27 protein-coding genes and 1 pseudogene are annotated in these 26,083 nt (G+C 72.5%); 1 reads left to right on the top strand and 27 read right to left on the bottom strand.

The genetic code is table 11. The annotated features are described in order from the left end of the window. Window positions 1–1,140 carry a 5-methylcytosine restriction system specificity protein McrC gene (locus tag V6U79_RS26435; RefSeq protein WP_334616237.1) on the top strand — a complete coding sequence of 380 codons (1,140 nt, stop codon included), beginning with the start codon at window positions 1–3 and terminating at the stop codon, window positions 1,138–1,140. A 114-nt stretch (window positions 1,141–1,254) separates the two neighbouring features. Here V6U79_RS26435 and V6U79_RS26440 read toward each other — a convergent pair. From V6U79_RS26440 to V6U79_RS26565, 27 genes and pseudogenes are all read right to left on the bottom strand, one after another. Then, window positions 1,255–1,470, bottom strand: a pseudogene (locus V6U79_RS26440) (transposase family protein); the annotation flags it as partial. A gap of 142 nt (window positions 1,471–1,612) precedes the next feature. Further along, the gene (locus V6U79_RS29895) at window positions 1,613–2,245 is read right to left on the bottom strand and encodes a helix-turn-helix domain-containing protein (protein WP_442933824.1); all 633 of its coding nucleotides are present in this window, start codon (window positions 2,243–2,245) and stop codon (window positions 1,613–1,615) included. Between the two features lie 190 nt (window positions 2,246–2,435). Continuing rightward, on the bottom strand, window positions 2,436–3,068 hold the full coding sequence (locus V6U79_RS26445) for a hypothetical protein (protein ID WP_334616238.1): 633 nt from the start codon (window positions 3,066–3,068) through the stop codon (window positions 2,436–2,438). A gap of 114 nt (window positions 3,069–3,182) precedes the next feature. After that, on the bottom strand, window positions 3,183–3,590 hold the full coding sequence (locus V6U79_RS26450) for a hypothetical protein (RefSeq protein WP_334616239.1): 408 nt from the start codon (window positions 3,588–3,590) through the stop codon (window positions 3,183–3,185). Window positions 3,591–3,620: 30 nt separating this feature from the next. Next, window positions 3,621–4,616 carry a DUF4192 domain-containing protein gene (locus tag V6U79_RS26455; protein ID WP_334616240.1) on the bottom strand — a complete coding sequence of 332 codons (996 nt, stop codon included), beginning with the start codon at window positions 4,614–4,616 and terminating at the stop codon, window positions 3,621–3,623. A 212-nt stretch (window positions 4,617–4,828) separates the two neighbouring features. Beyond that, window positions 4,829–6,427, bottom strand: a complete 1,599-nt coding sequence (locus V6U79_RS26460) for a VWA domain-containing protein (protein ID WP_334616241.1) — start codon at window positions 6,425–6,427, stop codon at window positions 4,829–4,831. A 21-nt stretch (window positions 6,428–6,448) separates the two neighbouring features. Continuing rightward, window positions 6,449–7,558: an AAA family ATPase gene (locus V6U79_RS26465; protein ID WP_334616242.1), complete on the bottom strand. Its 1,110-nt coding sequence runs from the start codon at window positions 7,556–7,558 to the stop codon at window positions 6,449–6,451. 247 nt (window positions 7,559–7,805) lie between these two features. Continuing rightward, the gene (locus V6U79_RS26470) at window positions 7,806–8,105 is read right to left on the bottom strand and encodes a hypothetical protein (protein ID WP_334616244.1); all 300 of its coding nucleotides are present in this window, start codon (window positions 8,103–8,105) and stop codon (window positions 7,806–7,808) included. Between the two features lie 132 nt (window positions 8,106–8,237). Next, window positions 8,238–8,702: a hypothetical protein gene (locus V6U79_RS26475; RefSeq protein WP_334616245.1), complete on the bottom strand. Its 465-nt coding sequence runs from the start codon at window positions 8,700–8,702 to the stop codon at window positions 8,238–8,240. Window positions 8,703–8,907: 205 nt separating this feature from the next. Further along, window positions 8,908–9,099 (bottom strand): hypothetical protein, encoded by a 192-nt coding sequence (locus V6U79_RS26480; protein ID WP_334616246.1) that lies wholly within the window; start codon window positions 9,097–9,099, stop codon window positions 8,908–8,910. Between the two features lie 63 nt (window positions 9,100–9,162). Next, window positions 9,163–9,774: a hypothetical protein gene (locus tag V6U79_RS26485; RefSeq protein ID WP_334520118.1), complete on the bottom strand. Its 612-nt coding sequence runs from the start codon at window positions 9,772–9,774 to the stop codon at window positions 9,163–9,165. Next, window positions 9,722–10,144, bottom strand: a complete 423-nt coding sequence (locus V6U79_RS26490; RefSeq protein WP_334520115.1) for a hypothetical protein — start codon at window positions 10,142–10,144, stop codon at window positions 9,722–9,724. The genes V6U79_RS26485 and V6U79_RS26490 overlap by 53 nt, the downstream gene beginning before the upstream one ends. Window positions 10,145–10,193: 49 nt before the next feature. After that, window positions 10,194–11,297, bottom strand: a complete 1,104-nt coding sequence (locus V6U79_RS26495) for a C40 family peptidase (RefSeq protein ID WP_334616247.1) — start codon at window positions 11,295–11,297, stop codon at window positions 10,194–10,196. After that, complete coding sequence (locus V6U79_RS26500) at window positions 11,294–11,836, bottom strand: hypothetical protein (protein WP_334616248.1); 543 nt, start codon at window positions 11,834–11,836, stop codon at window positions 11,294–11,296. Before V6U79_RS26500 ends, V6U79_RS26495 begins: the two co-directional genes overlap by 4 nt. A 148-nt stretch (window positions 11,837–11,984) precedes the next feature. Further along, on the bottom strand, window positions 11,985–12,755 hold the full coding sequence (locus tag V6U79_RS26505) for a DUF6283 family protein (RefSeq protein WP_334616249.1): 771 nt from the start codon (window positions 12,753–12,755) through the stop codon (window positions 11,985–11,987). Continuing rightward, complete coding sequence (locus V6U79_RS26510) at window positions 12,752–13,066, bottom strand: hypothetical protein (protein ID WP_334616250.1); 315 nt, start codon at window positions 13,064–13,066, stop codon at window positions 12,752–12,754. Before V6U79_RS26510 ends, V6U79_RS26505 begins: the two co-directional genes overlap by 4 nt. Then, window positions 13,063–13,623 carry a hypothetical protein gene (locus tag V6U79_RS26515; protein WP_334616251.1) on the bottom strand — a complete coding sequence of 187 codons (561 nt, stop codon included), beginning with the start codon at window positions 13,621–13,623 and terminating at the stop codon, window positions 13,063–13,065. Before V6U79_RS26515 ends, V6U79_RS26510 begins: the two co-directional genes overlap by 4 nt. A 76-nt stretch (window positions 13,624–13,699) precedes the next feature. After that, window positions 13,700–14,335, bottom strand: coding sequence for a diguanylate cyclase domain-containing protein (locus V6U79_RS26520; protein WP_334616252.1), 636 nt, complete (start codon window positions 14,333–14,335; stop codon window positions 13,700–13,702). 87 nt (window positions 14,336–14,422) lie between these two features. Beyond that, entirely contained in the window at window positions 14,423–15,196 is a 774-nt protein-coding gene (locus tag V6U79_RS26525; RefSeq protein WP_334616253.1) for a winged helix DNA-binding protein, read from the bottom strand. Window positions 15,197–15,871: 675 nt separating this feature from the next. After that, the gene (locus tag V6U79_RS26530; protein WP_334616254.1) at window positions 15,872–16,522 is read right to left on the bottom strand and encodes a hypothetical protein; all 651 of its coding nucleotides are present in this window, start codon (window positions 16,520–16,522) and stop codon (window positions 15,872–15,874) included. 601 nt (window positions 16,523–17,123) lie between these two features. Continuing rightward, on the bottom strand, window positions 17,124–18,020 hold the full coding sequence (locus tag V6U79_RS26535) for a replication-relaxation family protein (RefSeq protein ID WP_334616266.1): 897 nt from the start codon (window positions 18,018–18,020) through the stop codon (window positions 17,124–17,126). A gap of 288 nt (window positions 18,021–18,308) precedes the next feature. Further along, window positions 18,309–20,699, bottom strand: a complete 2,391-nt coding sequence (locus tag V6U79_RS26540; protein WP_442933825.1) for a helicase HerA domain-containing protein — start codon at window positions 20,697–20,699, stop codon at window positions 18,309–18,311. Between the two features lie 71 nt (window positions 20,700–20,770). Next, complete coding sequence (locus tag V6U79_RS26545; protein WP_334616255.1) at window positions 20,771–22,567, bottom strand: VirB4 family type IV secretion system protein; 1,797 nt, start codon at window positions 22,565–22,567, stop codon at window positions 20,771–20,773. Continuing rightward, window positions 22,564–23,484, bottom strand: coding sequence for a PrgI family protein (locus V6U79_RS26550; RefSeq protein ID WP_334616268.1), 921 nt, complete (start codon window positions 23,482–23,484; stop codon window positions 22,564–22,566). The genes V6U79_RS26545 and V6U79_RS26550 overlap by 4 nt, the downstream gene beginning before the upstream one ends. Before the next feature lie 23 nt (window positions 23,485–23,507). Beyond that, window positions 23,508–24,425: a conjugal transfer protein TrbL family protein gene (locus V6U79_RS26555; protein WP_334616256.1), complete on the bottom strand. Its 918-nt coding sequence runs from the start codon at window positions 24,423–24,425 to the stop codon at window positions 23,508–23,510. Between the two features lie 2 nt (window positions 24,426–24,427). Continuing rightward, window positions 24,428–24,808, bottom strand: coding sequence for a pilin (locus V6U79_RS26560; protein ID WP_334616257.1), 381 nt, complete (start codon window positions 24,806–24,808; stop codon window positions 24,428–24,430). A 599-nt stretch (window positions 24,809–25,407) separates the two neighbouring features. After that, window positions 25,408–26,004: a hypothetical protein gene (locus V6U79_RS26565; protein ID WP_334616259.1), complete on the bottom strand. Its 597-nt coding sequence runs from the start codon at window positions 26,002–26,004 to the stop codon at window positions 25,408–25,410. Window positions 26,005–26,083: the final 79 nt, after the last annotated feature.

The raw sequence follows: 26,083 nt of genomic DNA on the forward strand, positions 1-26,083 counted from the left end.
TTGATCGAGCTTACCGAGTACGAGACGCGCACTGTCCAGCTCAGCCAGGACGAGGCCTACGAACTGGCGAGCCTGACCCGGGGGAGTGCAGACAAGACCCAGCAGCCCCGCGTTGTCGAGCGGCTTGCCCCCACCGGACAGGCAGGGGTGTATGACATCCAGCCAGGGCCGTATGTGGGTAGGTTCCGCCTACGTACCGGCCGCGTCGTCGACATCTCGAGCAGATTCTCGTTCCGCGACTTGGCCGCTCTGCTCGGCTTGGGTGGCAAGGCGACCTTGCTACGCCACGACGCGACTTCCGCCCAGGGTGGCTCTGGTCTGATGGACCTCATTGCGTTGGCGTTCGTTCGCGAGGCTGAGCGTATAGCGGGACAGGGCCTGGCCAAGGGCTACAAGCAAACGACGGTGGCTAGGCCCCCGTATGCCGGAGTCCCCGCTGTCACCGCACATTTGAACGCCCACGCCGGCCGTGCCGATCGTCTCGTCACGACGGCCAAACGCCTCACCGCAGACATCGCGCTCAACCGGCTCATCGCTTCGGCGCACGGGAAACTTTGCCAACTCAGCTACCAGGACAAACAACTCGAAGTGCGGCTACGTCAGCTCACGCCCGTGTTTCGGAACGTAAACGGAAGAGAGGAAGGAGCCTGGCAGCTACCGATGCTGCCGGCGCGATATAGGGAGATCCATGACTTGGCGAGGCTTGTCCTCGATCACCGGACCGCTCTGCCTGCGGGTACCGGGCTCGCGGGCGTCGGCGTGCTGTTCAACATGACCAAGATCTGGGAGAACTATGTCGGTCGCTGGCTCAGGACCCACCAGCCGGAAGCCGTGGTGCACAGCCAGTACCTCATCCCGCTGGTAGACACTGGCCCGGCAAGGCAAGGCCGGGCGGACTTCGTCGTAGAGCGTGGCGGCCGGCCTGTCGCCGTGTACGACGCCAAGTATCGGCCCTGGAAAGAGTGGCCGAATACTGCCGAGCTGTACCAGCTCTTCACCTACGCCAGCCGGCTGTACGTTGACCGCGCTGCGCTTGTCTACCCGGGAGCAGAGGCGCTCAGCAGGCAGATGACGATGGGGAACGTCGTGGTTGAGGCTATCGCCGTTCCCATCGAGGAAATGGCCGTCCAGGACGGCTGATCTACGCGGGCTCCTGGACGGGTGCCGAGGACGGCCGTATTACGACCAGCACTGCGGCCGGGCGTGGGAAAGTCACCAGCCGCCGCATAGCGCCCTGACACCAGTGAGCCATTTTCATCCTGCGTAGCGGTTGGCTTCGGCGTGGTGCAGGACGAGGATGGCCTGCGCGATCGCGGTGGCGCGGCGTGGGCAGCAGCGCAGCTTGGCCAGGATCTTCCAGGTTTTGAGCGTGGCGATGGCTCGTTCGCCGCGGGCTCGGAGCTTCGCGTGTGCCCGGTTGACCGCCTTCTGCCGGCGCGAGAGCCTCGGCCGGAAGTGGCGCCGCTTGAACCATGGCGTCGTCCCCGCACGCGCGGGTAGGCGTGGACGACGAGGCTGCTCCCGGTTCTCGAGGTGTGGACGTGGGTGAAGCTGGCAGCCCCAGCTGCGAGACTGACAGCCACCAGGACCAACCGCTCGATCCCCTCGGCCTTCATGCGACACCTCCGAGACGCTCAGCCCGGCACGGGCCGCAGTTGTGGGCAGGGGAACCGCGGTGCCGGGAGCAGTGACCGGCGCGGGGGCCGGTTGGTGGCGTGGCGCCGCCGGAAAGGGTGCGGGCGCGCCGGGATGGTTCTTGATGGTTCAAGGGCGGTTCGGCGGAAGTCTGCTTCCGGCCGGTCTGGAAGCGTGCTTCCGGTCGCTTGAAGGCCTGCTTCCGGCCGGTCGGTACCGGGGGGACGTCTGCTTCCGGTCGGTTATCCACAGGCTCGGGGAGCTCAGTCGGTCGGCCGGACTGAGGCTCGGAAAGCGGTTCGAGCAAGGAAGGCGCGGTGCGCCGCCGCTCCATCGCGAGATTCCAGACAACGGGGCGACGGTCGGTCGGCAGCTGGGAGACATGGCGCTGGTCGCCCCGGCGGATGAGCCCGAGACGCTCCAGCGTCGCAAGGTCGCTGCGGACCGAGCGGGTGGACTTGCGGGCGTAGTGGGCGAGGCGCTCCTGAGATGGGTATGCGGCTGCGCCCTTGGCATCTGCGTGGTTGGCGAGAGCGATCAGTACTGCCAGGCAGGACGGGGGCACGTCGGGCGCATCGTTGAGCGCCCATGACACGGCTTCGACACTCATGGGGGCGGTGGACCTCCAGCGTCCGTCAGGGCCCCGGAGGTGATACCCACCTAACCGGGGCCGGTCAGCAACTACCCCTCGACCGGGCGTTCTCCGGGCTGGTAGGGGTGAGGGTGGTAAGCGGCGGCCACGTCGGTCGCGAGCAGCCGTAGCGGGACGTCGGTGACTGTGCGGGGTACGGGGTCTCGGTTCATCGGCGTTGCCCTCCAGAAGGCGGTGTCGGCTTGGGTGGTCGCCACCCCGGCCAGCGGTGTGGGGATGCCGCTGTCGGGTTCGCCGGGGTGGCGACCGCAAGCAGTGACGCTCGACTCTCGGTAGGAATCAAGTCGCCCGTCACTAGTCGGTGGGGGTGGTGGGCTGCGGTCGGATCGAGCTCGCCGGGGATGGCGTCGTCGCGTGCGCGTCCGTCCCATTCGATGTGCACGTCGAGTCCCGCGCCGGTGAGAGCGGTGTCGACGACGGCTTCGGCGGTGTCGAAGGCGTCCTCGCGGCTGGTGGCGGTGACCTCGAGGAGAATGGGTAGGGCGAGGCGAACCTGCCAGCGCCGCGGCAGCAGCGGCAGGTCCACGGCGTGCAGGACGCGGTTGGCGGCGTCAACGTCGATGTCGTGCTCGCTGACGGCGTCGCGCAGCACATGCCAGATGTGGCGTCGTAGCTGGGCCGACGGGTCGGTGGGTGCGACCGCCGGCGGCTGGGGCAGGGGTTGCTGGTCGCTCAGGTAGGCCTGGATCTGGGCAGCGGTGTGGGTGAGCCATCCCAGCGGGGCGGGCTGGGTGGGGTGGAAGGCCTTCCAGGCGTTGCGCAGCACGGATTCGATGGTCACGGGTGGGGCAGCCATACCCATGGGGTTCATGAGGTCTCCTCGGTCGCGGGGGAGAGGGGCAGGTGCCGCACCCCGCCGCCCTGCAAGAGGCGGCGGGGTGCGGCGGTGTGGTGGTCAGGGAGTCGGCCCGCTGGCGCCGTTGTTAGCGCTGCTGTCTGCGCGGACGGTGAGGAGGGGGATGTCCGTGCGGTGGAGGGCCTGGCAGGCGTGGCGGAGCGCGGCGGTGGCCGCGTCCCGCTGGGCGAGTGCGGCGGTGAGGGCGTCAGCGACCCGGTCCAGGCGCTCGCGTAGGGACAGGACGCTGTCGGTCCCGCCGTCGGCGTGGACGTCGCAGAGCAGGCTCGCGGCGTCGGTGAGGGCGAGGATTTGCGCCCGGGTGACGGTGATGGTGCCTACCGCCGACAGCAGGGCACAGACGTGCTCGGGGTGGTGGGCGCAGGCCTCCACGAGCGCGTCCTCGGCGAAGGCGTAGCCGTGGCTGTGCAGAAGACGGTGCAGAACGTCGAGGTGAGGTGCGGACATCGGTGTGCTCCAGGTGAGAGTCGGGGCGGGTCAGGGCGTGTGCGGGCCGGGATGCGGCCAGCCGTCGAGCACCGACGGGGCAAGCCCGGCGCGCAGGGCGTGGTCGATCAGCCGGGCGAGGGTGTAGGTGGGGTCGGCGGCGAGGGCGCGGTCGACGGCAACGGCGGCGAGGGCACCCTCGCCGCGGCGCCAGGCGGCGAAGGCGAGCAGGCTGGCCGGTGGGGCGGCCAGCGGTGGATGGGCGCGGCGGGTGATGTCGGCCCACAGGGCGGTGTGCCAGGGCAGCGCGTCGGTGGCCCGCCACGCGGCGTCTCGGATGGCGATGATGGGCAGCAGGACGGTGAGCCAGGCCAGCTCGTCGTCGGTGAGGACGCCGTCGTCGGCGTAGCGGGCGAACGTGGCCCGGACCGCCTTGTCACCGGCGCGGAGCAGCCCGTCGCGGCCTGCTGCGGCGGTGAGGGCGCGGCGGCGTGCCCAGGCGTGGGCGGTGGCGCGGGTGACCGCGTCGCGGGCCGTCCCGACGGTGGGGGCGACGCTGGCCACGAGCGCGGCCCGGTCGGGCAGGGCGTGGGAGCCGGCGACGATGGCGTGCAGCGTCACGTCGCTGCGATGGGGGTCGAAGGCCGTCCCGTCGGGAGGGCAGCAGGAGGGTTCCTGGCACAGGTAGGAGAAGTAGCGGCCGTCGGTGACGCGCAGCGCATCGAACACGTCGATGCCGGCGGCGCTCAGCCGCGGGAGGAGCGTGTCCATGACCGGGGTAACGGCGGTGGCCGGGCCGTAACCGACCACGATGGCCACGCTCGCCGCTGCCTGGCGGAGCATGCGGATCTGCGATGGGGCGATGTCGAGGACCCAGTCGGCGACGTCTGCGGGCGGGGGCAGATCGGCGCGGCTGGCGACGACGACTCGGGTGTCGGCGACGCCGACGATCACGAGGCTGTCGGTGGGGTGGAAGCCGAGCAGGTGCGGCACGGCGGCGAGCAGGTCTGTCGGCGAGGCGATCGGTAGGCGGTTCGGATGGCTCACGGTGTCTCCCGTTGCGGATGGTGAGCCCCGGGAACGGCCGATCGGCCGTGCCCGGGGATGCGCTGGAGTGCGCGGATGGCCGGGCAAGCGGCCGGTGGCGGTGCGGGAAGGGGCGCTCACATCGGGTGCTGGGCAACCCGGTGTGCGCGGTGGTGGACGAGCGACGGTCCGGCGCAGTCCGGTAGGCGGTCCGCGGCCGGTGGGCCGGTTTGTCAGGCGCGCTCGAGGGCCGCGACGGCGGCGTCGGCGAGGTGACCGATGGCCTGCACCGGGTCGGCCACCTCGACGGTGGTGGTGTGGGTGAAGGTGTGCCCGGGCAGGTCGGCGGGGCGTAGCCACAGCACGGCGCAGCCCGCCCGGTGCAGGGTGGTGAGCAGTCGCTGCGCGGGGTCGATGTCGGGCAGGTCGCCGTCGGAGATGACGGCGAGCATCCGCAGCCGGCCGGGCTGGCGCAGCGCCAGGAGCTGGTCGGCGAGTTTCACCGCGTCGGTGAAGGCGCTGCTGCCGCCGTCGGCGGACAGCTCCAGCACCTGGGTGGGCTGTTGCCGGGGTGGCACGAGCAGGGTGACGTCGCTGCCGAAGGCGATGGTGGCGGTGACCGCGTCGGTGGTGCGGGCGGCGTGGGCGAGGATCCACCCGGCCGATGACATGGGTGCCGCGTAGGGGTGCATCGAATAGGAGGCGTCCACGATGACGCCCAGGTGCAGGGTCGGCTTCGGCGGCGGCGCGGACGCGCGGCGCTGCCAGGGTGTGGCGGTGGGGACGGCGCCGGCGGCGATCTGCGCCTGCGCGGTGATCGCGTGCCGGGTGCGCAGCCTTCCCGGTGGGATGGGGCTGGGTCGTAGATCAGGTTCGGGCTGGTGGGTGCGGGCGCGGCGCAGCCGAGCCGCGAGGGTGCGGGCGGCGGCGTGTTCGGCGCCGGTGGCCTCGCGCACCGTCCAGGTCGCCGGCGCGGCGTGGCGGGCCCTGAGGCGCTGGTCCCGGTAGGCGGTGGGGGTGAGGCCGGTGGCGTGGGCGAGGTAGTCGGCCAGGGCGTCGGCGAGGCGGCCGGCGAACATGCCCGGATCAGCGGTGGGGGGCTGCGGCTGCCGGTCGGGGTCGATGCCGAGGATGCGGCACCACCGTCGGGCGAGGTCGATGATGGTGTCGACGTCCGCGTCGTCGGCTGCGTGGGCGTGTCGCCACACCTCGCGCAGTTGAAGGAGCCGCTTGCGGCCGAGGACGCCGGTGACGGCGGCGCGGACACCTCGGGTGTCCCTGGCGGTGAGGATCCGGGCGTCGACCCGCGCGAGGAGCAGGGCGGCGAGCTGCCCGGCGTGCCAGGCGTCGTCGACGGGAGCGTCCTCGGCGCTGACCAGGGTGGTGACGGTGTGGCGCAGCCACCGCCGGTCGCCTCGCCGCCTCGTGCGCTGCCGGTACTCGATGCGGGACTCCTCCAGCAGCTCGGCGACGTGGGCCACGATCGGTGGGGTGCCGGGCGGGGTGCGCCAGCGGCTGTGGGCGGCGTGGGCGGCTTCGTGCACGAGCAGCCCGTAGGCGGTGGGCACCACGCGCTTGTGGCCGGCGCGGCGGGGATCGGCGATGGTGGGTGCACCGATGTGGGTGGCGTCGACCTCGATGCGGCCGGTGTCGGGGTAGAAGCAGGCGGGGGCGCCGCCGCCGGCGCCGGGCGCGACGGTGACGGTCAGGTCGTCGCGGCCGGTCAAGACCGGGATGTGCCGGGTCCAGGCCGTGCTCCACTCCTGCCAGTCCGGGCCCCCGGCTGCGGGCGCGGCCGTGCCGGGCTGCAGGTGACCGTGTGGGTGTGGCATGACGGGTTCTCCTTTCCGGGGTTAGCGCTGCTTGCCGAGGGTCAGGGCGGCGATGTCCGTGCCGAACTGCTGCCGCAGGGCGGCGACGACCTGCTCGCGGTCCTGCTCCGGGGCGCGGCCGGCGAGGTTCGCCACCGCTGCGGGCAGGCCGAGGGTTTTGCGGACGCGGGCGAAGCCGAGCAGCTCCCGTAGCTGCGGCGCCCACGACACCCGCCCGGCGGCGAGATCGGCGTTGAGCGTGATGGCTGCGCCGACGGCGGCAGCGGGGACGCCGAGGTGGCGGGCGAGGTCCCAGTCGGTGGTGACCTCGATGTGCACGTCGAACCGCGACGCCAGGGCCTCGGTGAGGACCGCGCCGTGCACGCCCGGGTTGTGCCCGGCGATGACGTAGAACCCGTCGACGGCCTCGACGCGTTCGTTGCGGTAGCCGGGGATGCTGATCATCCGGCGGCCGTCCATCGCCGGATACAGCACGGCGAGGACCTTCGGCGGGATCAGGGTGGCGTCGTCGACCAGCAGCGCCCTGCCCTCGCGCATCGCCTGCACGAGGGGCCCGTAGACGAACTCGAAACCGCCGTCGGGCAGCGGGATGAAGTTGCCGAGGAAGTCCTCCACGATGGTGTCGCCGGTGCCGGCGACGGTGAGCAGGTCAGGAAAGGCGGCCTCGACGAGGGCGGTCTTGCCGGTGCCGGGTGGGCCGTAGAGCAGCACCGGGATGCGCTTGTCGCGCAGCCGGCGCAGCACGTCGACGTCCGTGGCGCCGGCGAGCTTGCGCGGGAAGTACAGGTCGCCGTTCGGTCGGGGCACCGGCTGCCGCCGAGATGTCCGGGTGCGGGGAGCGCGTGGGGCCGGTGCGGGCATGGTCCCGGCGGCGTCGATGCCCGCCTGGGTGATCTGGAAGCGGTGCGGGCCGGTGTAGTGGGTGGCGTACCCGGCGGCGGCCATCTTCTTCAGCGCTTCGAACACCGCGCCGGTGGAGCGGGCGGCGATGGCGGTGGTGACCTGGCCGACCTTGAGCCACTGGCCGGGCTGGCTGGCGAGGTAGGCGGCGACCTGCCGGTAGAGGTAGCCGGGTCGGCGATCGCCGCCCGGGTTGCCCTGGCCGGGATCGGTGGGGGGTGCGGGGTCCACGTGGGCCTCCTGTCATGTTGGGGCCCGCGCACCCGTCTCCGGGATGCGCGGGCCGGTGGTGCGCTGTCCGCGCGGCGGAGACGGGCGGTTGGCGGGCCGCCCTCGGGACGGCCAGCAACCTCGAACTACTCGCCACAGCCGAAGGGCTGCGGGGCATGTCGCCGCCACCGGGCGGGTGGGCGACGACAAGGAACGCACCAGGCCACAGATTGATCAAGTCGATCCGAGGCGTGGCGCGGAGCGGGGGTTAGCGGCGGAGGGTGACCTCGCTGCGGGGGCGGCGGGAGATCTGCACGGTCAGGCCGAACACGGCGCCGTCGGAGAACTCGATCCACACACCGCGGTCGAGGGTCAGCACCCCGGCGTCGCGGTAGACGCGGGCCGAGGTGATGGCCACCGGGGTGCCGTCGTCGTGGGTGAGCTGGGGCAGGTCGGCGTCGTCGCAGAGCTGGTCCAGCTCGTCGCTGGTGAGCAGGTGCCGCACCAGGGCCTGCAGGATCTCCTCGTGGGTGTACTCGCCGAAGTCGTCGTCGCGGTTATCGCGCATGGCTGGTCCTTGTGTCGGGAATGCGGCGGGTCATTGCCGAACGTGGCGGGTGCGGGCCTCGGGTGGCGGCTGGCCGGCCGGGTCGGGCAGGTCGCCGGCGATGCGGTCGCAGTCGTAGGGGTGCACGGCCGTTCACATCCAGGCGCGGCCCATCACCGCGTACCGGCCATCGGCGTCGGGGGCGATGCGCGCGACGGCGTCCGGGTCGTCGCGCACCGCAGACTCGTCGGCGACGATGACCTTGCCGTCAAACCGCAACCGGGCCAGCGACTCATCCACCATGCGGTCGGCGTCGGCGCCCGTGACGCCCTGGGCGACGAGCTGCCGCCGATAGCGGTCGCGGGCGGCCTGCTGCTCGGCGACGATCGCCTCCGCCACGTCGCGGGTGCAGGTGAGCACCGCCCACCCGTTCCACACCTCGACCAGGGTGCCGACGAACCCGACCGGGATGCGCAGCTCACCGGCGGCGTTCGGCGCCCACGCCCAGTCCCCGGCGAACACGCCCGGCACGCCGAGGCGAACCCGGTCAGGGCGCAGATGCCGCAGGTCCCGGTCGTTGCCGGCCGGGTGCAGCACGATGCGGCACTGTCGGGCCACCTCGGCTGCGGCGGCGTCGTCGAAGCCGTCGCACCACGCCCACCGCGTCTGGTCACACTGCGCCGGGCTCAGGTCCTCCCACGGGGGGTGTTGCGGCCGTTCATTTTGCCGGATCGGTGCAGTTGCCTGATCGCGTAGCGGACGTGCTCAGTGGTCACGGCGAGCGTGGCGGCTGCGGCGCTGGAGGTGAGCCGTTAGCGGTTGATCAGATGGTCGACTCTGGCGAGGTCGATGTCGTCGGGTTCGCGGCCAGGAAGCGTGAGCCCGGCGACGCAGTCACGCCCGCCAGCACATCCTCGACCGCGATCCGAGACAGGGCCGACTCCGACACCGACCCGTCCGCACGGCGCCACCGCGCCATCGTCGACCCGTGCCGCGTCTCCTCCACGCTGGGCATTTCGTGATCGTGCTATCCCACGCCGCATCGCGCCAGAGTCGATGGCGTCGAAGCGGCGAGATCTCAACCGCCGAGCAGGTTGCGCTGCTGCATCGCCTGACGGTCGGCCTCGTCCTCGATCACCGGCGATGACGCGATAGGAGCGTGCGAGTCGAGTGGGGCCAGCCGCAGACCGTAGCCGCACCGACTACCGGCCTTGATGATCAGCGGCGATTGCGGTGGTGCGGGCCAGGCGAGGAAGTGGAACCGCTCACCTGACTGATCGACGACCTGGTCGTAGTGGCGGTCCCGGCCGCTGGCGTGCATCCGCAAGCGGTAGTAGCCCGGGCCGTGCGCACTGAGCACCGGAAGGCGCGCTCGCTCGTCCAGCGGCGGCTGCTCAAGTTGCTCGACGGTCAGGTGGCCGTTGGGTACGTAGAGACTGACCTCTGCGACGTCCTCCCAGGAAGCGAGATCGTCCCACTGCTTGTCGGTGTCCAAGCCCGGCCGCTCGCGCGACGCCTCTGCTGTGACCTCGACGTAGCCCCGGTCGACGCCGGCGTGAATCAGCGCAGCGCAGTCCATGACCCCAGCCAGGCCCGTGGAGTAGTCCATCACCTCAAACGGCGTGTCCACGTCGCGGTCAGTGACGAAGAAGCCGTGATCCTGAACGTGGATGCGCACCGAATGCGTCATGGGTGCCATTCTGCCCTGGCATGAGGCGGGTGCTCTGGCCGCGGAAGCGGGCCCGCACCACCTCGGGAGCGGTGATCACCATGGCGTGCAGCTGCCGCTGGGCGTCCGCACTGGCGTCCACGGCCGCACGGCGGGCGGTCAGCCGCACCTGCAGCGCCGCGCGTTGCGCGCCGGTCTTCGGCTGAGCCAGGCGGGTGCGGGCCAGGGCGTCGCGAGCGGCGCGTTCGGCGTCGATCGGGTCGGACTTCGCCCCCGCCCGCCGGGCCGGTCGCACCGGGCGGTCCAGCTCAACGACCAGCTCACCGGCGTCGGTCAGGTGCCGGGTCAGACCGGCTCCGTAACCGCTGGAGCCCTCCAACGCCCCTGTCACTGCCAGCTATCAGCTCACCACTGCTGAACCGACCCCGCCATGCTCACAGTCAGGCCACGACGCGGCGGACAGCGGCGAGCCGCTCGGCCCAGGCCGACAGGCGGCTGACTTTGACGACGTCGCCGCTGTGGGGCGCCTGCACCAGCAGCCCTTGGCCGATGTACATGCCGACGTGGCCCGGCCGGGCGGTGCTGCCGCGGCTGCCGGGGATGAACAGCAGGTCCCCCGGCCGCAGATCGCCGACGTCGTTGACGGCGATTCCGGCGTGCACCTGCTCGGCGGTGGTGCGGGGCAGGGAGATGCCGGCGGCCCGGTAGGCCTGTTGCATCAGCGAGGAACAGTCGCACTGGCGGGCGGGAATGCCGGAGTGCGCTGCGGTGCAGTCCCCGCCGAAGGTGTACGGGGAGCCCCGCTGGGCCAGGGCCCAGCCGACCGCGGTGACCACCGGCGCGGGGGTGCCTGCCGGCAGGTCGAACCCGGCCGGCAGGGGGACCTGCTCGCCGCCGCGTTGGCCGTCGCCGGCGTCGAACAGGCACAGCGGGTTGCTCATCGCCTGCTCCAGATCGTCGGCGACCGGCCCGGCGGCGCTGCCGCCGGTCAGGACACGGACCACGGCGATCGCGTCGTCTTCCCATTTGGCGTAGGCGCCCGGGTAGGCGGATCGCTGCACGCTCTGGGCGGCGTCGGTCACCGCCATGGCCTGCCAGCCGTCGACGGCCAGCAGCGCGGTGTAGAAGGCGCCGGCGGTGTAGCGGGGGTGGCGCAGTTGCGCGGCGGTGCCCCAGCCCTGGGAGGGTCGTTGTTGGAACAACCCGACCGAGTCGCGGTCACCGCCGGGCAGGTTCCGCAGGGTGGATTCCTGCATGGCGGTGGCCAGGGCGATCACCCAGCCCCGCGGCGCGACGCCGCGGTCGACGCCGACGGCGACGATCGCGGCGGCGTGGCCCATCTGCTGCCTGCTCCACGCGCCGGCGTCGCCGGGCGGGGACACGGTGACGGTGGGCGCCAGGGGAGCCCCGTCGGGGCCCGTGGTGCGGTAGCAGGAGGCGGAGGCGGTGCCGCCGCTGGTGAACAGCATCCCGATCCCACCGGCGCACAGCACCAGCACGGCGATCACCGCGGCGGCGACGGCGGCGAGGGCGCGGGCGCTCACCCGCGCGCCCCGGTGAGTGAGTACCGCACACCGCGCGGGCCGCCGGACTCACGCATGGTCCCGGCTACCCGGCCAGGCTGACCGTGGGGATGCGGGGCAGCGCAGGCGTGGAGGTCGTATCGGCCGAGCGCGTCGCCGTCGTCGCGGTGCACCGCAACGGTCGCGGTCTCGCAGTCGATGAGATAGACCCAGACCGCGTCGAGGTGCGCGGCCTGGCACAACGGGAACACGGTCACCGGCTCCGGCGCGTCGAGGTTGCTCGCGGCGGTGCTGGCCAAGGCCACGCCGACCCCGACGACGGGATGCCGCCCGGGCAGCGGGCAGGTGGTGTCGGCGGTGATGGTGTCGTCGAGGTACTCCCAGTCGTGCGCCAGCGTGGCGGTCACGAGGGCGCCGGTGTCGCGGTGGGCGTGCCCGGCCCAGATCCGGGCGAGGGTGGGCACGACGGCGCCGGGATGGCCGTTGACCAGCACGACTCGGGCCCGCACCAGGTGCGGATTGTCGGGGTCGGCGGCGCCGACGTAGCTGTGGGCGTGCACAGTGGTGACTCCTTCTGCGGGATCGGTGGCGACGCGGGAATGCGCCGGCGTGGATCACCGGCTGGTGGAGGCGCGGCGTGTAGGCACCGCAGCGGGCCACGCGACCGAGTCGCGTGGCCCGTGCCAGTACCGGCGCGGCCGGATGTGATCAGGTGCGCGGCTCGGGCCACAGGGTGACGCGCTCGACGCCCGTCGCCCCGGCGAGCGCGTCGAGGTAGGCGGGCCAGGCGATGAGCCAGCGTGCGGGCAGCCGCGGGTCGAACTGCCGGGCGGTCACGTCGACGACCTGCCCGTCGGCGGGATCGCCGTCGCAGACGAGGACCGTGCGGTGCACGAAGGCGATGATTGCGGCGCCGTAATCGGCCCAGCCGGCCACGTCGATGTCCCGGGCGGGGTAGCCGAGGTCCCGCAGCCGGGTGGCCGTCGACGGCGCCCAGGTGAGGCAGTCACCGTCGACGGGCGTCCACGGCGCGGGCAGCGTCTGCACCGCGACGTCGAGTCCTCGGGCGGCGACCTTCGGGGCCAGGCGTTCGATCGCCCGCCTGGCCTTCGGACCTGGCGCGTCGATGCCGGCCATGCCGTGCGCGGCGGCCTCCCGCCCGGACCCGAACAGCGGCACCGGCGAGGTGTAGTCGCGGATGGCGGCGATCTCGTGCGGGCTCATCCCCTGCAGCGCGGCCAACCGCAGCGCGAGGAGTTCATTGCCGTCGTGGCAGCCGGCCCAACCGGCGCACACCCGCCTGTCGGCCTGATGGCACAGGAACAACCCGGCCGGCTGCAGGGCCGTCGGCGCGTCGTAGTCGGCCAGCTTGGCGTACTCGGAGGCGTCCCAGACCCCGGAGGGCACGTCGCGGCGGTAGGGGCAGGTGCCGCAGGGCGACGTGCCTGGGCCGCGGACGTCGGTGTGCTCGCCGCTCATGACGCCTCCCTGTCCGCTGATCCGTCGGAGCTGGCCGTGGTCGGCTCGGGCTGCTCCTGCGGGGAGGTCGAGGGCCACTGGGCGGGGCTGGCGCGCCAGCCGAAGACGGGATCGCTGCACTCGACGGATCCGCAGCGGGTGCAGCGGGCGTAGGAGTCGACGCCGTAGCCGGCCATCGACGGCGCCTCGTCGTGGACGATCTCGTCCACGGCGCCGCACACCCGGCAGCGCAGCGACGCCCCGTCTTCTCCGCAGGTGGCGAAGATGGGCTCGTCGGCGTCGCCCGTTCGCCGAGCGTCAGGTCCGGTCATGACGCGCTCCCGCCGGCGGTGGTGGCGTCGAGCAGAGCGACCAGCCCGCGGTAGGTGGCGGGGACATCCGCCGGGTCGTAGGTGTCGGTGACCACCAGCAGCGGATGGTCCTCGCCGGGGCAGTGGGTGAGCTGGTAGAAGCGGCCGTCGGTGTCGACGGCGTCAATGCGGCGGGCCGGCTGGCCGGCGCCGGTCAGGGTGCCGTCGTAGCAGGCGGCCCAGGCCAACAGCCGGGTGTCGGGTGCGGTGGCGCGCACCTGGCCGAGAATGCTGCCGAGAGTCACCTGGTAGGGGGTAGGGGCCGCGGGGTGGTCGAGACCGGCGGCGAGGCGGTGCAGCAGCGCGGGCAGGCCGGCCGGGTCGGTCAACGCGTCGTCGGGGTGCAGCGGCAACTCGACGCTGCGCATCTCCCGCATCGGCGTCGGCCCGGCGCTGAGGACGGGACGGTCATGGATGAGCAGCAGCGTCAACGGCCGGCCCCAGCCGAGGACGTCGGCCTCGGCGTCGGTGGCCAGCAGGCAGCCGGCCAAGGTGTGAACGGCGGCAAAGGACAGCATCGGGTTCTCCCTTGTCGGAATGGGAAAGGACCCCGCAGCCGGCGGCTGCGGGGTCCTTCGGGCATCGGGGTGGAGGTCAGTCGTGGTGACGGTCGCGGCTGCGCCGGCCCGACGGTGTGGACAACGGGTGGTGGCCGCATACGCCGGTGCCGGAGCGTTTGGCGTGGTACATCGCCTCGTCGGCCTCGGCCAGTAGTTGCCGTGGCGAGGTGTGAAGGTGGGTGTGGGTGTAGCCGACGGACGCGCCGATGCTGACCTCGCCGCCGCTCAAGGCGATGGGGGCGGCGCTGATGGCGCGCCAGGCGGTGCGTGCGGCGTCGGCTACCTCGTCGTGGTCGCCGCGCACCAGCAGGGCGAACTCGTCGCCGGACAGGCGGGCGGCGACCTCGGCGGGGGCGTCGAGGTCGGCGAGGAGCCGCCCGACGCAGGTGAGCAGGACGTTGCCGGTGTCGTGGCCGAGGCTGTCATTGACGGTCTTGAACCGGTCCAGGTCGAGCAGCACCACACCGCACGGCTCGCCCTCGGCGAGGGCGGCGCGTAGCCGGGTGAGGAAGAGCCGCCGGTTGGGCAGGCCCGTGACGTCGTCGTGGGTGGCGTCGTACCGCGCCGATTCCAAGGCTTGCTGCTGGCGCCAGAGCAGGGCGCCGGCGAGAGCGAAGCCGGCGAGAATCCCGCCGACGGTGGTGACGATCCCTTGCAGGATGAGAGACACTGGCTTGCTCCTTTGTACGAAGGAGCACCGGGGGCGGGCGTGAGGGTGCAAACTTCGGCGCCCGCCCTCGGGCTACCGGACAGAGGGCTACCGGCCACCGGTGGCGAGCTGAAAGGTGGCGGGCCGCTCGACGGTCTGCACCGCTTGGCCGTCGGCGACGAGCTTGATGGCCGCGTTGGCGACCGCGCCGGCGCTGGCCTTGGCCGCGCCGCTGCCGCCGTTGGCGGCGTCGATGAGCTTGGCCAGCTCACCGGTCTTGTACTGCCGGTCCGGGTGAGCCTCGAGGATGCCGAGGACCGCCCCGCGCAGCGCACCGCCGGACCGGCGGGACGTGCCCGTGCGAGACCCGTCAGGGCCGGGCTCGACGGTCTCCCGGCCCTGCGACGACGTCTCCGGCTCCGGCGAGGCCTGCCCCTCACCGTCAGCCGGGGCGTCCGAGGTGGCCCCGGCGGCGCAGCGGGCGAGAGCCGCCGACGGGTCGGGCGCGTCGCCGCCCGTTCTCGGCTGCTGCTGCGCGGCGGCCGGGGAGACATCGACGTTGCCGCCGTGCTTCTCAGCGGCCCATGACGCGAGCATCGAGTCAGCCGTGGCGGATGCCGTCCTAGCCTGCGGGGCGCTGCCGCCGGTCGTGGCGGCGCGACCGGCGTCGGTGAGCCGCCACAGCGTGCGGCCGTCCCCGGCACGGGACCGCTGCACCTGTCCCGAGCCTTCCCACGCCCGTAGCTTCGGAGTGGTGGTGGAGTAGGCGAGCCCGGCGTGCTCGGCTACCTGGGCGGCGGTGGCCTCGCCGAGTTCGGCGAGCGCCACCAGCACCGTGAATGCGGTGCGCGCCGGAACATTGCCTGCGCGGGTGTCTGTCATGCGCGTCCTTTCGTCATGCGGTTGGAGGCCCGCGCACTGATCCACGCTTCCCGCGCGGCAGTCTTCAAGTGCACGGACCGGATCCTGGGAACGTGGTTCTCCACGTTGCTGCTGACCCTCGAGGCCTGGGGGTGCGCGCCGGCTCGATGCGGCGCCGCCGGTTCGAGGCGTTACCTGCGGGGCGGGCGGGGGAGCGGTGTTGGTCCTGACGGGGACCGGCCCACCAGGCTGGTCAGACCGGCGGAATCCACGCCGGCAGCCAACGGCGACAGGTGGTGCTGACACGCCATGGCCGCAGGCGAGCGCCGACCGGTAGTAGCCGCCTCAGTCGGGCACCAGGTCGACCACTTTCACGCCGATGTCGTCGCCGCTGCCGTGCTCCCTTAGCGGTACGACAGAGGCGGCGCCCTCCCGCCGAGAACAAGGAGGAAAGAGAAATAGAGCAGGCCGCCGCAGGCGCGACTGCCGGGACGCCCCACGCCTCGGGGCGGCCGGTGCGGTGGTGCCGCCGACGCGCAGGCGATGAACTGCCTGGCGTGGCGGCGCCGACGGTGTCCGCGCGGCGCACCGGGGGCGGCTTTGTTGATGACGCGGCATGTCTACGGCGGCTTCACGACGGCGCCTGGTGGCGTTCCCGTCCGAGCAGGGAGTAGTGCCCAGCAGTTCTGCGTGGCGTTACAGGGCGACGGCGATGAGCCGCTGGTGCGGTGCCAGAGTGTCGAGGTAGCGTCGGGCCTGCTCGATGTAGGTGGTGCGGTCGGCCAAGGCGTCGCTGGCGGGGGCGATCTTGCGGCCATCGGCGGTCAGCATCGCGTCGCCGACGACGGCGATGGCCGCACGGTAGTGCTGGTAGGCGACCGGGCCGGCCTGGTACATCTCCAGCTCCCCGATGTCGGGCTGGCCGGATCCGGGATGGGCGGCGGCGTGCAGGCGCATGGCCTGCACGCGGGGTTGGGCGTGAAAGTCCGCGATGGCGCTGCGGAGGGGATAGCGGTCGGGGTTGGCGAGGTGGCGGGCCTGCAACGCCGGCCACGCGGTGGCGGGTCGGGTGCCGTGAACGGCGTGGTGCCAGATCTGGTGGCGGATGCCGGCGCCCACCGCGGCGGCGTAGCGCATACCGGCGAGGTCGAGCAGGCGGACGGGCCCGCCGGCGCAGGCCGCGGGCTGGCCCTTGCGCAGTCCGATCATCAGGTGGCGCTGCCACGGGCGCAGCCCGGGGACGGCCCAGAAGTGGGCGGTGAGGGTGCCGGAGACACCGAGGTGTGTGGCGAGCTGCCCGCTGGTGAGGGCCTGCTGGGGAACATCGTCGGGCAGGCACACGAGCACTGTCTGGATGGTCGCAGCCGGCGTGGCGATCGGCCGCGGGACGGGATGCCCGGCAGGTTCCGGCCTGGCCGGGACCGCAGCGGCCGCGCGGGGGGCCGGGTTGGCGGGCACGCGGCTGCCGTGGCGGGTCAGCGGGGTGCCATCGACGGTTCTGGTCATGCGAGGGTTCCTCTCTGGTCGGGGCGTGTGAGAACGCGCAGGGGTGACCGGCCCACCGGGTGCGTGGGTCGGTTCGCGGGTGGACAGGGCAGAGGTGGTGCGGGCGGGTGCGACCTCGGGGTCGCCGCGCCGGGCGCGTGCCGACCGGCCGTAGCGGGTGGGCGCAGCGCACCGGACAGGTGCGGCGAGGATCCCTGGAGGTGGGACCAAACCAGGTGAAGCGAAATGGGGAGAGGTGTTGCCGACGACGGTAGCGGTGGGTTCTGTCAGCGCACGCGACGTTCGAATCGGCCCGCACCCGCGCTGACCTGCCCTGTCAGGCCATGCCCCTTACCCGGCGCCTTCGTGTGTCAGAGCGCGACAGACCGATTCCTCTGGGGGCTGTCCGGCGAACAGACCCGCGGCGGGGGCGCTGCTGGTCATCATCGCCGCGGCTCGTCTGTCAGAGGTCCCCCTCAGCGCCGCGGTGCTCGGACTCGCCGGTGAACCTGTGGGGGTTCGTGGCAGCGTTGTCCGGGCCGTGGTCCGAGGGCAGCTCGTGCAACCAGCTGCGGCCGGTCGGGTCAGCGGCGAGGGTCCACGCCGGACCCGCGGGATGGTCGCCCTGCACGCCGGTGGCGACCGGCATGACCGTGCGCGCCCCGCCCAACGCGCGCAGCAGGTTGGCCTCCCGACGGCGGCTCGGCACGCGCAGCAGGACCGGATAGCGGGGGCCGAACTCCGCGAGGCGCTCGTAGCCGCGAAGCTTGCGCAGCACGGTGGTCAACGGCTCGGTGCCGTTGTCGTGTTCGAGGAAGAACCCGACCTGCCGGCCGGCGGCACACCACACCCCGTGGGCGTCGGGGCGGATACCGGCGATGGCGTAGGCGGCGGTGCTGTGCTGCTCGGACCACCATCTGGCCAGCCGCACCCCGGCATGGGTGCGGGCGTAGCCGAGCAGGTCGGTGAACAGCTGGTTGGTGCCCAGCAGGTGCGCCAGCCGGCGGCTGCCGACGATCCGCTCGGTGCGCTCGATGCTGCTGCGTGGCGGCCTGGACTCCGGCCGGTCCGGGTCGTTGTAGGCGGTGGGATGCACGAGCATGCCGAGAGGCCCGAGGGCGTACAGGTACTGCCCGTCGCCGGTGGTGATGTCGACGAACCGGGTGACGGCGTCGATGGCGTGCAGGGTGCTCAACCGCAGGCGGGCAGAGCGTGGGGACGGGAACAGCGCCTCGGTGATCTGCTCGGTCGACAGCACATAGTGCTCGGCGAGCCACGCGAGGAGCTGACGGTCGCGCAGCGTCAACCGGCGCAGGTTCTCCAGCCGAGCGCGGCGGCTGCTGGCGCTGCGGGAGGCGATGGTTCGAGGATTCAAGGACAGCGGGTGAAAGACGGGTCGATCGCTGGACACGGGCGCAATCCCTTCAGGGGAAGAAGAAGACACCCCTCTCACGGAGGGGTGTCTGGGAAGCTCATCGACGCGAGCGCGGCTGTCACCGGCGCTGTGCGGCACGAACAGGCCCGTCTCGTCGCGGCAGCCGGTGCCGGAACGCCGCGGTGGTGAAGGGCTACGGAAGGGCCTGCGGAAGCCCACACGGAAGTGGCCTGCGTCGCCGCTGACAGACCGCCAACCTCGGGGCTCAGGGCGTCAGCCCTGGCTCCTGGTCGCCCGCGTGCGGGTGGAGGGCTGGGAGAACCGGTCGACGAGGTCGTCGATGGCGCTGCTGTCCTGCGGCGGCACCGCCTTGGCCGCCTCCTGTCGGATCGCGCTCGCCTCACCCACGACCGGCCTCGGCGGGCGAGTCTTTATGGTGAACGCGGGCGTCTGCCGCCCGCCCGCCACCAACCGCGTCGCGGCGGTGTACGCGTCGAGGTGGGTCAGATCGTGCTCGTCCAGCTCGGGCAGGGTGTGCCGGGCCAGGACCCGGGCGTCCTCCGGGGCGCAGGAGAAGTAGACCTTGTTGCGGGCGTTGGCCGAGGCGGCCGCGAGCAGATCCTTGGGAAACTGGGCGAGGTCCTGGTGGGACAGCACGAGCGACAGCCGGTACTTGCGGGCCTCGGCGAGCATCGTGTCCAGGCTGTTGGCCAGGGTCAGGAAGTTCTGGCACTCGTCGATGATCAGTGTGGCGTCGCGGCGCTTGTCGGGGGCGAGCCTCGCGCGGGCGGTGGCGGCCTGCCACACCTGCGCCAGCACCAGAGAGCCGAGAAGTTTGCTGGTGTCCTCCCCGAGCTGGCCCTTGGGGATGCGCACCAGCAGCGCACCACCGTCGAGGACGGCACCCATGTCGAAGCTGGACCTCGGATAGCGCATGGTGCGTTTGACGAAGTCGCGCAGCAGGAACGCGCGTAGCCGGGCCAGGACGGGTCCGATGACCTGGGAGCGCAGCGCCGGGCTGAGCTCGTCGTACCACTGCCAGAACCCGGACAGCCCGGCCGGGTCGTCCAGACCGACGGTCATCGCCGAGCGGAACTGCGCGCTGTTGAGCAGCGGCGGGATGTGCTGCAGGGTGACGTTGGCGTGCCGCAGCAGCGTCAGGCAGGCCACCCGCATCACGTCGTCCATTCGCGGCCCCCACGCCTTGGCGAAGATGTTGCCGAAGATCGACACCAGGTTGTCCACGACCAGGTCGGGATCCTCGCCGGAGAGCGGATTCAGCGTCGGCGGGTTGGGCTGGTCGGGGTCGAACAGCACCACCCGGCCGGCGGCGGAGGCGGGGAGCCGGTCGAGGATGTCCAGGACCATGTCGCCGTGCGGATCGATCACGACGGTGCCCCGACCGGCGGTGATGTCCGCGACGGCCATGTTCACCAGCAGCGTCGTCTTCCCCGAGCCCGTCGACCCGACCACGTGCATGTGGTACCGCGCGTCGGGCACCGACAGCCCCACCGCGTGTCCGCCGATCTCGGCGTCGCCGAGGATCTTCGCCCCGCGCCCTGCCGCGCCGACAGCCACCGGTGCGGGCATCGACCGTGCGCGGGCGCGATCCAGTCCCGGCACCGCCACATCCTGGGGGAGTGCGGCCAGAGCGGCCAGCTCCGCAGTCGAGGTGAGAAACCCCGCGCCGAGACGCCGCTGCGCCAGCACCGCCACCGGCGAGGACATCCGGGCCCGCGGCGCGAGCCGGTTGCGGCCGGTGTACACCGCGAAGGAGGAAGCGATCGCGCCGGCGATGCCCCGCAGCCGTGGCCGCGGGTCGACACCATCGCGGCGGCCGTCCTTGGCCACGGCATACCGGATGCCCGTCTCCCACAGCGGGTGGGCGGTCTTGTCCAGGATCGCGCGCACGTCTCGATCCACCGACGGGTCCCGTCGCCCCACCTCAGACCGGCTCGAGCCGGTGGCAGGGACCGGCAGGAACAGCTCGACCAGCCACCGCAGCGGCGCGGCGGGATCGATCGACGGCACGGCCGCCCGGCCCTGGCGCAGCCGTGCGGCCGCGCGGCGGGCGCGAGCCGCGCGGCCGGCGGTGGCGGGCCGGGCCAGCACCTGCACGCAGGCGTACTCGTCGGCCTTGAGTTGGCTTGCGGCGGACACCAACGCCCGCAGCGGGTCGGCGTCGTGGTCGGTGCGCAACGGCAGCCATTCCGCGGCGGCGGGCAGCAGGTGCCCACCGACGGCGAGGCGAACCTCACCAGGCACCGGCGCGCAGGCCTCGCCAGTGGTGCAGGCCGCGCCCGGCCAGGCGGCACGAATGGCCGCCTCGACCGCCCCCCGCGCCACGCTGCCGGGCACCCAGACGGAGATCAGGAGCTGCCGGCCCGACCAGGTGTACTGCCAGGCCACGTGCGGTCTGCCGTACAGGCGCCGCACTCCCCGTGGTGCCGTCAGGGTGCCGGCGAGGTTGGCCCACAAGGCGGCGGCGCTGTGCGGGTCGACCTGCGGTGGTGGCGCAATGGTCACCAGGCGGGCGCCGTCGGCGTGGCGACGGTGCCGCCACACCTGGACGAGGTTCCTGCCGGCGACGTAGGTGACCAGGGCGGCGGCGGCCACCGCGAGTAACCAGGGCCGCTGGGTGGCCCACCCGACGGCGTCGAGCACCCAGCGGCCTGGCCGGTCCGGGGGCGCAATGCCGGGCGCCGGCGTCGATGCGCTCGCAAGCAACGAAGCTCTCACAGGCCGTCGTCCTCCTCGCGGTCGAGGTCGGCCAGCTCCACCGGCCTGGTCGTGCACAGCCGGTGCTCGGCCTCGGAGGCGATGGCCTCGAAGCTGGTCCGGTTGGTGCCGGAGATCAGCAGGCCGGTGCCGACGCGGGCGGCCAGCAGCAGGCGGCGCTCGCCGGCGGTGAGGCCGAACGCGTCGCCGATGGCGTCGATGGCCTGCGGGGCCTGCTTGAGCAGCACCTGCGTCGCGGCGTTGGCCACGACGGCGTGGCCAAGCTCGGTGCCCAGGACGTCGGCGACGTCCTGGGTGATGACGGTCAGCCCGGCGTGGCGTTTGCGGGCGGCCTTGGACATGCGGAACAGGAACCGGGCGCCTTCGCCGTCGCGCATGAGCAGCCACGCCTCGTCGACCACCACCAGCCGGCGGCCGGCCAGCCGGCCGGGGGCGTCGACCTGCCGCCAGATCGCGTCCAGGGCGAGCAGCGTGCCCGCGGTGCGCAGCTCGTCGGGCAGGTGGCGCAGCGACCACACCACGAGGTGCCCGTCGGGGCGGGTGGTGCTCGGGCCGTCGAACAGGTCCGCGAATGATCCGTCCACCCACGGCGCGAGGCGGGCGGCGAGCTGACGGGCGGCGCTGTCGTCGTCGGCGTGCAGGCGGCCGGTGAGGTCGCGCAGCAGCGGGGCGGGCCGGTGGTGGGTGGCGGGGTCGGCGGTGATGCCCGCGGCCCGGTAGACGGCCAGGATCGCCCGATCCAGTGCCGCCCGCTCCGCCGGCGGGGGCTGCTGGCCCAGCAGCACCGCGATGAAGGTGTGCAGGAACAGCCCGCGCCGGGTGAGCACGTCAGGGCGGGTGTCCCCGGTGGGCAGGTCGAAGGGGTTGACCTTCACCCCGGCCACCCCGAGGCGCACCACGGCGCCGCCGACAGCCTCGGCGAGGCGCCGGTACTCGTCTTCGGGGTCGATGACGGCGACCTGCACCTGCTGGTAGAGGTTGCGCAGGATCTCCAGCTTCACGAAGTAGCTCTTCCCGGCCCCGGAGCGGGCCAGGACCACAGAGTTGTGGTTTTCCTGCGCCCACCGGTCCCACCAGACGATGCCGGCGGAGTCCGGGTTGACGCCGTAGAGAATGCCGCCCTCGGCAGGCGGATCGCCGGGCAGCGGCGCGGGCAGGTCCGCGCTGGCCAGGGGGAACGCGGCGGCCAGCGCGGCGGTGTCCATGGTGCGGCGCATCTGCAGCGAGTCGGTGGCCAGGGGCAGGGTGGTGGTCCAGCCGGCCAGCTGCCGCCAGGTGGCCGGCTGCACCTCGATCAGCGTCGACGCGGCGGCGGCTTTCACCTGCGCGCACGCCTCGAGTAGTTCCTCCTCGGTGCGGGCGTGCACGGTCAGGTACAGCCCGACGCGGAACAGCTTGGCCACGCCGCGGGCCAGCCGCTGGGCCAGCTCGGCGGCATCGTCCGCGGCGGCGTCCACGGCGGGGTCGGACAGCTTGCCGGCCTCGGCGTCGGCGCGCCGCGAGGACTCGAAGCGGGCCCGCTGGTTGCGCAACCGGGACGCGGCGACCGGGGCGGGCAGCGGGTCGATGTGCAACGCCAGGTCGAGGCGGCCCGGCCAGGACAGCAGCGGCTCCAGCCACGCCGGGCCGACCTCGGCCGGGTAGCCGGTGACCACGAGGGTCGCGGCGTAGCCGTCGCCGACGCGCAGCATCCGCGGGGTCACCTCCACCGAGGCGGGAGCGACGGTGGCCGCCAGCGGGCAGGGCTGGCGGCCGCCGCTGAGGGGCGTGCGGGACCGGATGGGGGTTCTCATCGAGGGCGCTTCTTTCTGTCGGTGTGGATGTCCGGCCCGCGGATCACGGTGTCGGGGGCGGCGAGGCCGCCGGGGCGGGGCGGGCGGTAGGGGTCCGCGGCGGCGGCGATCGCCGCCGTGACGGCCGCCCCGTCGAGGGCCCGGGTGCTCACGCCGAGGCCGGACAGGGCGCGCACGGTGTCCTCGGCGCGGCGGCGCGCGGTGTGCGCGCCCCGCTCGCCGGCGCCGGTGCGGGTGACGATGAGGACCTGCCGGCGCAGCGGATCCCTGCGGGTGGCGAGGTCGTCGAGGAATCGGGCGTGCTCCGCTGCCGCGCCGGCCAAGGCCGGGTGCGCCAGGGCGTCGGCTGCGGTGGCGAGGGTGCGGGCGTGAGAGCGCAGGTCCACCGGCTGCGCCGACACGACGATCTGCGTCGGCGTGGACAGACTGTTCAGCCAACGGCCGAAGGTGTCGACCAGGGCGGACTGCTCGTCGGCAGTGCGCAGGGCCAGGTTGACGTTGGTGGCGGCGACCATCGCCGCCCGGGACCCGCCGAGGCGGATCTCCCCGCCGTCGTCGATCGCGGCGGCGGGCAGCTTCAGCGGTGCCGGCAGCACCACCGGCGTCTTCGGTGCCTGGACCCAGTCGGGAGTCATCGACGTCGGGTCGGTGGTCGACAGCGCCCGAGGTGCCCGCCAGTGACCGACGGCGGCAAGGAGCCACACATCCAGGGACAGGCCGTCACGGCGGCCGACCGCGACACCGAAGACCAGCCCGGCGACAACAACCGCCGCGCCGAGCAGTACCGGCACCGGCACGACGGTGTGCAGGCCCCGCCAGGCGCCGTAGACGGCGAGAGCGGCGACGGCGAGGATCGCCAGCTGCCGGAACGTCAGCCCGTATGCGACCTTGTCGGGGGCGTCGACGTCGGCGGGCATCCGCACCCGAGCGGTGTGCTCGTTCATCGGCCCACCGCCCGAAGGCCCCGGCCGAGGCCGGGAACCGCGCGGGTGACCTGCTGCACCAGGATCACCCGCACCGCGGCGCCGACCACATTCGTGCCACCGCCGCCTGAAGCGGAGACGAAGCGGGCCATCAAGGCGGGCACCCGCAGGGTGGTCCACAGCATGACCATCACCACGAACAGGTTGATCACCCCGCCCGGGTCGACCGGCAGGCCGAGCACGGGCAACAGACTGTCGGGGTCGGTGAGCATCCACTGCCCGGCATACAGGGTGAAGCCCTGCACCACCGGTACCGCCAACACCCCGGTGTAGGAGCGCCACCACAGGCGGGCGACCGGATCGGTCTGCGGCAACGCGTGACACGCCAACGCGATCGGCGCCACGGCGGTCAGGACGAGCAGGACGGCGAATCTGACGATCACGCTGAACGCGGTCGCCGCGAGCAGGACGGCGATGATCGCGACGCAGACCACGAACAGCAGCACCGCCGTCATGTCCCGCCCGGCGGTGATGTGGGTCCTGATCGCCCGCAGCGCCCCGTCGCTGTCACCCTCCGGCGTGGTCAGCGCGGCGGTCAGCGCGTTGGCGAGGTCGATGAGCATGTCACACCACAGCTGGGAGAAGTGCGCGGCGACGAACCCCACGATCAGCCGGGGCAGAAGGTCTTTGACCGTGTAGCGGGAGCGTTCGTCGCCGCCGGCGGTCATGGCGAGCACGCCGGCGACGACGAAGGCCAGGACGAAGGCGGTGTCCACGACGAGCACCGAACGGCCGGTCAGCGCCTGCACCTGCGGCAGGGCGGTGACGTTCGGGGTGATCAGCAGCGCGCTGCTGATCACCCCGAACAGCGCGTCCAGGGTCGCCACGATCGCCGCCGCCAGCCAGTCCAGAATCTGGTCGAGCAGCCACCCCATCCTCAGCCCCCGACGATGCCCTGGACGACCTGCAACAGCACAGGTGCGAGGATGGCCAGGCCGTAGCCGACCAGGGCGTTCTTCAACGCGCCCTTGGCCCGCTCGACCTGAGCCGGGTCACCGCCGGCCGTGGCCCAGTAGACGCCGGCCAGCACGAGGAACAAGGTCGCGAGCGCGGCGAGGATACCGATCAGCCACAGCCGCAGGTTGTTGATGACCACCGGCAGGGAATTCGCCGCCAGCACCACCGGTTCGCCAGCGTGGGCGGCGGCGGGCACGGACAGAAACAGGGCGACAGCGGCCGTCACGGCGACAACACGGCTGACGCGGCGAGCGGCGCGGGAGCAGGTGACAGCACGAAGACGTACCGGGATGCGGAACATGAGCGGTTCACCTCCGGCCCCACCCCATCCAGGCGGTGGAGCATCGAAACGACGGGTCAGGGGCCGCCGCCGGGCGCGAGAGGCAGGGGCGTCAGCGAGCCGCGACAGATCCTCGGGAGGAGCACGTCCTCCCTGTCGGGTGTGGCGGGTATCGGTGAGGTGTCAGCGCACCAAGACGGCGCGGCACCCAAGGCGCCCGGCTCGCATCAGCCCTCACCTCGAGGCCCGGCGGCGGGCGGAACGCCGCCGCGCCGGATGCGGCGCTGCGGGAAATGTTCCGCACCCTCAAACCGGCGCTTGTCAGCTCTGGCGGACACCCCTCGACCTGACGCAATTCTGACAGTGAAGCCACACGACGGACAGCTCAGCCGTACCGACCGCAGGAACGGATGCTGTCGGCGTACGGACGTTCCCAACTCGGCACGACTGAACGTGCCCAGACTCGGGCACAGGCAGTGGAAAGTTCTTGAGCCTCATCCGGTTCCGTGACCGCATCGATCGGGCGGCATCCGGTGGGGCACTGAAACGGTCACGGCCGGCAGGCCGGCTACCCAGAACGTCCTGGTAGCGCGCGGACAGGGGCTAGATCCGTGCGTCGATCATCGGGGGCCCATGCTGTAGGACGGGGTCGCGTGAATGCCTGTGCCGTACTCGTATCGCAAGCCCGCGTCTGCGATGAACTGCGCGGCGTTCGGGAGCACGGGGTGAGAGCCGATCTTGCTGACGGCCATCCGGCGAACCACCCGATTCAGCTTGCTGGAGGCGCTTGTCACCGCCGCCCAGTCCCAGGCGGCGGGATCACCGAGTCGAGGCACGGCTGCCGCCCACGCCGAGGCACGCTTCTGCGAGTTGTGGTTGGTATGGCTCCACCGCAACTCCTGCGCCCCAACGGGTCCGCCGTAGTAGAGCTGAACAAGACCCCAGCCTTCGCAGCAGTACCGGAAAGTCAAGGCTCCCGGAAGGCCCGGAAGCAGATCGATCCGCCTCACCACAGGCTCCGGCCCGGAGCCGACGACGAACAACGCCAGGTGTCGTCCCCTTGAAGCAGCAGCGACGTCAGCGGCAGATGAGAATTCCCGCAGCTCGGAGCCCGGCTCCGAGTCGGACTCGAAGACACGGAACGAGCCCAGATCGAAGAGGGCCTCGAGGAGCGCAGACCAATCGTCGTCTGCAGCATAGAAGTCCAGGTTCGGCATGCCCAACTATCCCGATCGGGGCAACACGGCCGTCAACCGGCATCGCTCATCGGCACGACCGGGCGGCGCCGAACGCGCG

The sequence above is a fragment of the Micromonospora psammae genome, from assembly GCF_036902725.1.
In the GTDB taxonomy this organism is placed as follows: domain Bacteria; phylum Actinomycetota; class Actinomycetes; order Mycobacteriales; family Micromonosporaceae; genus Micromonospora.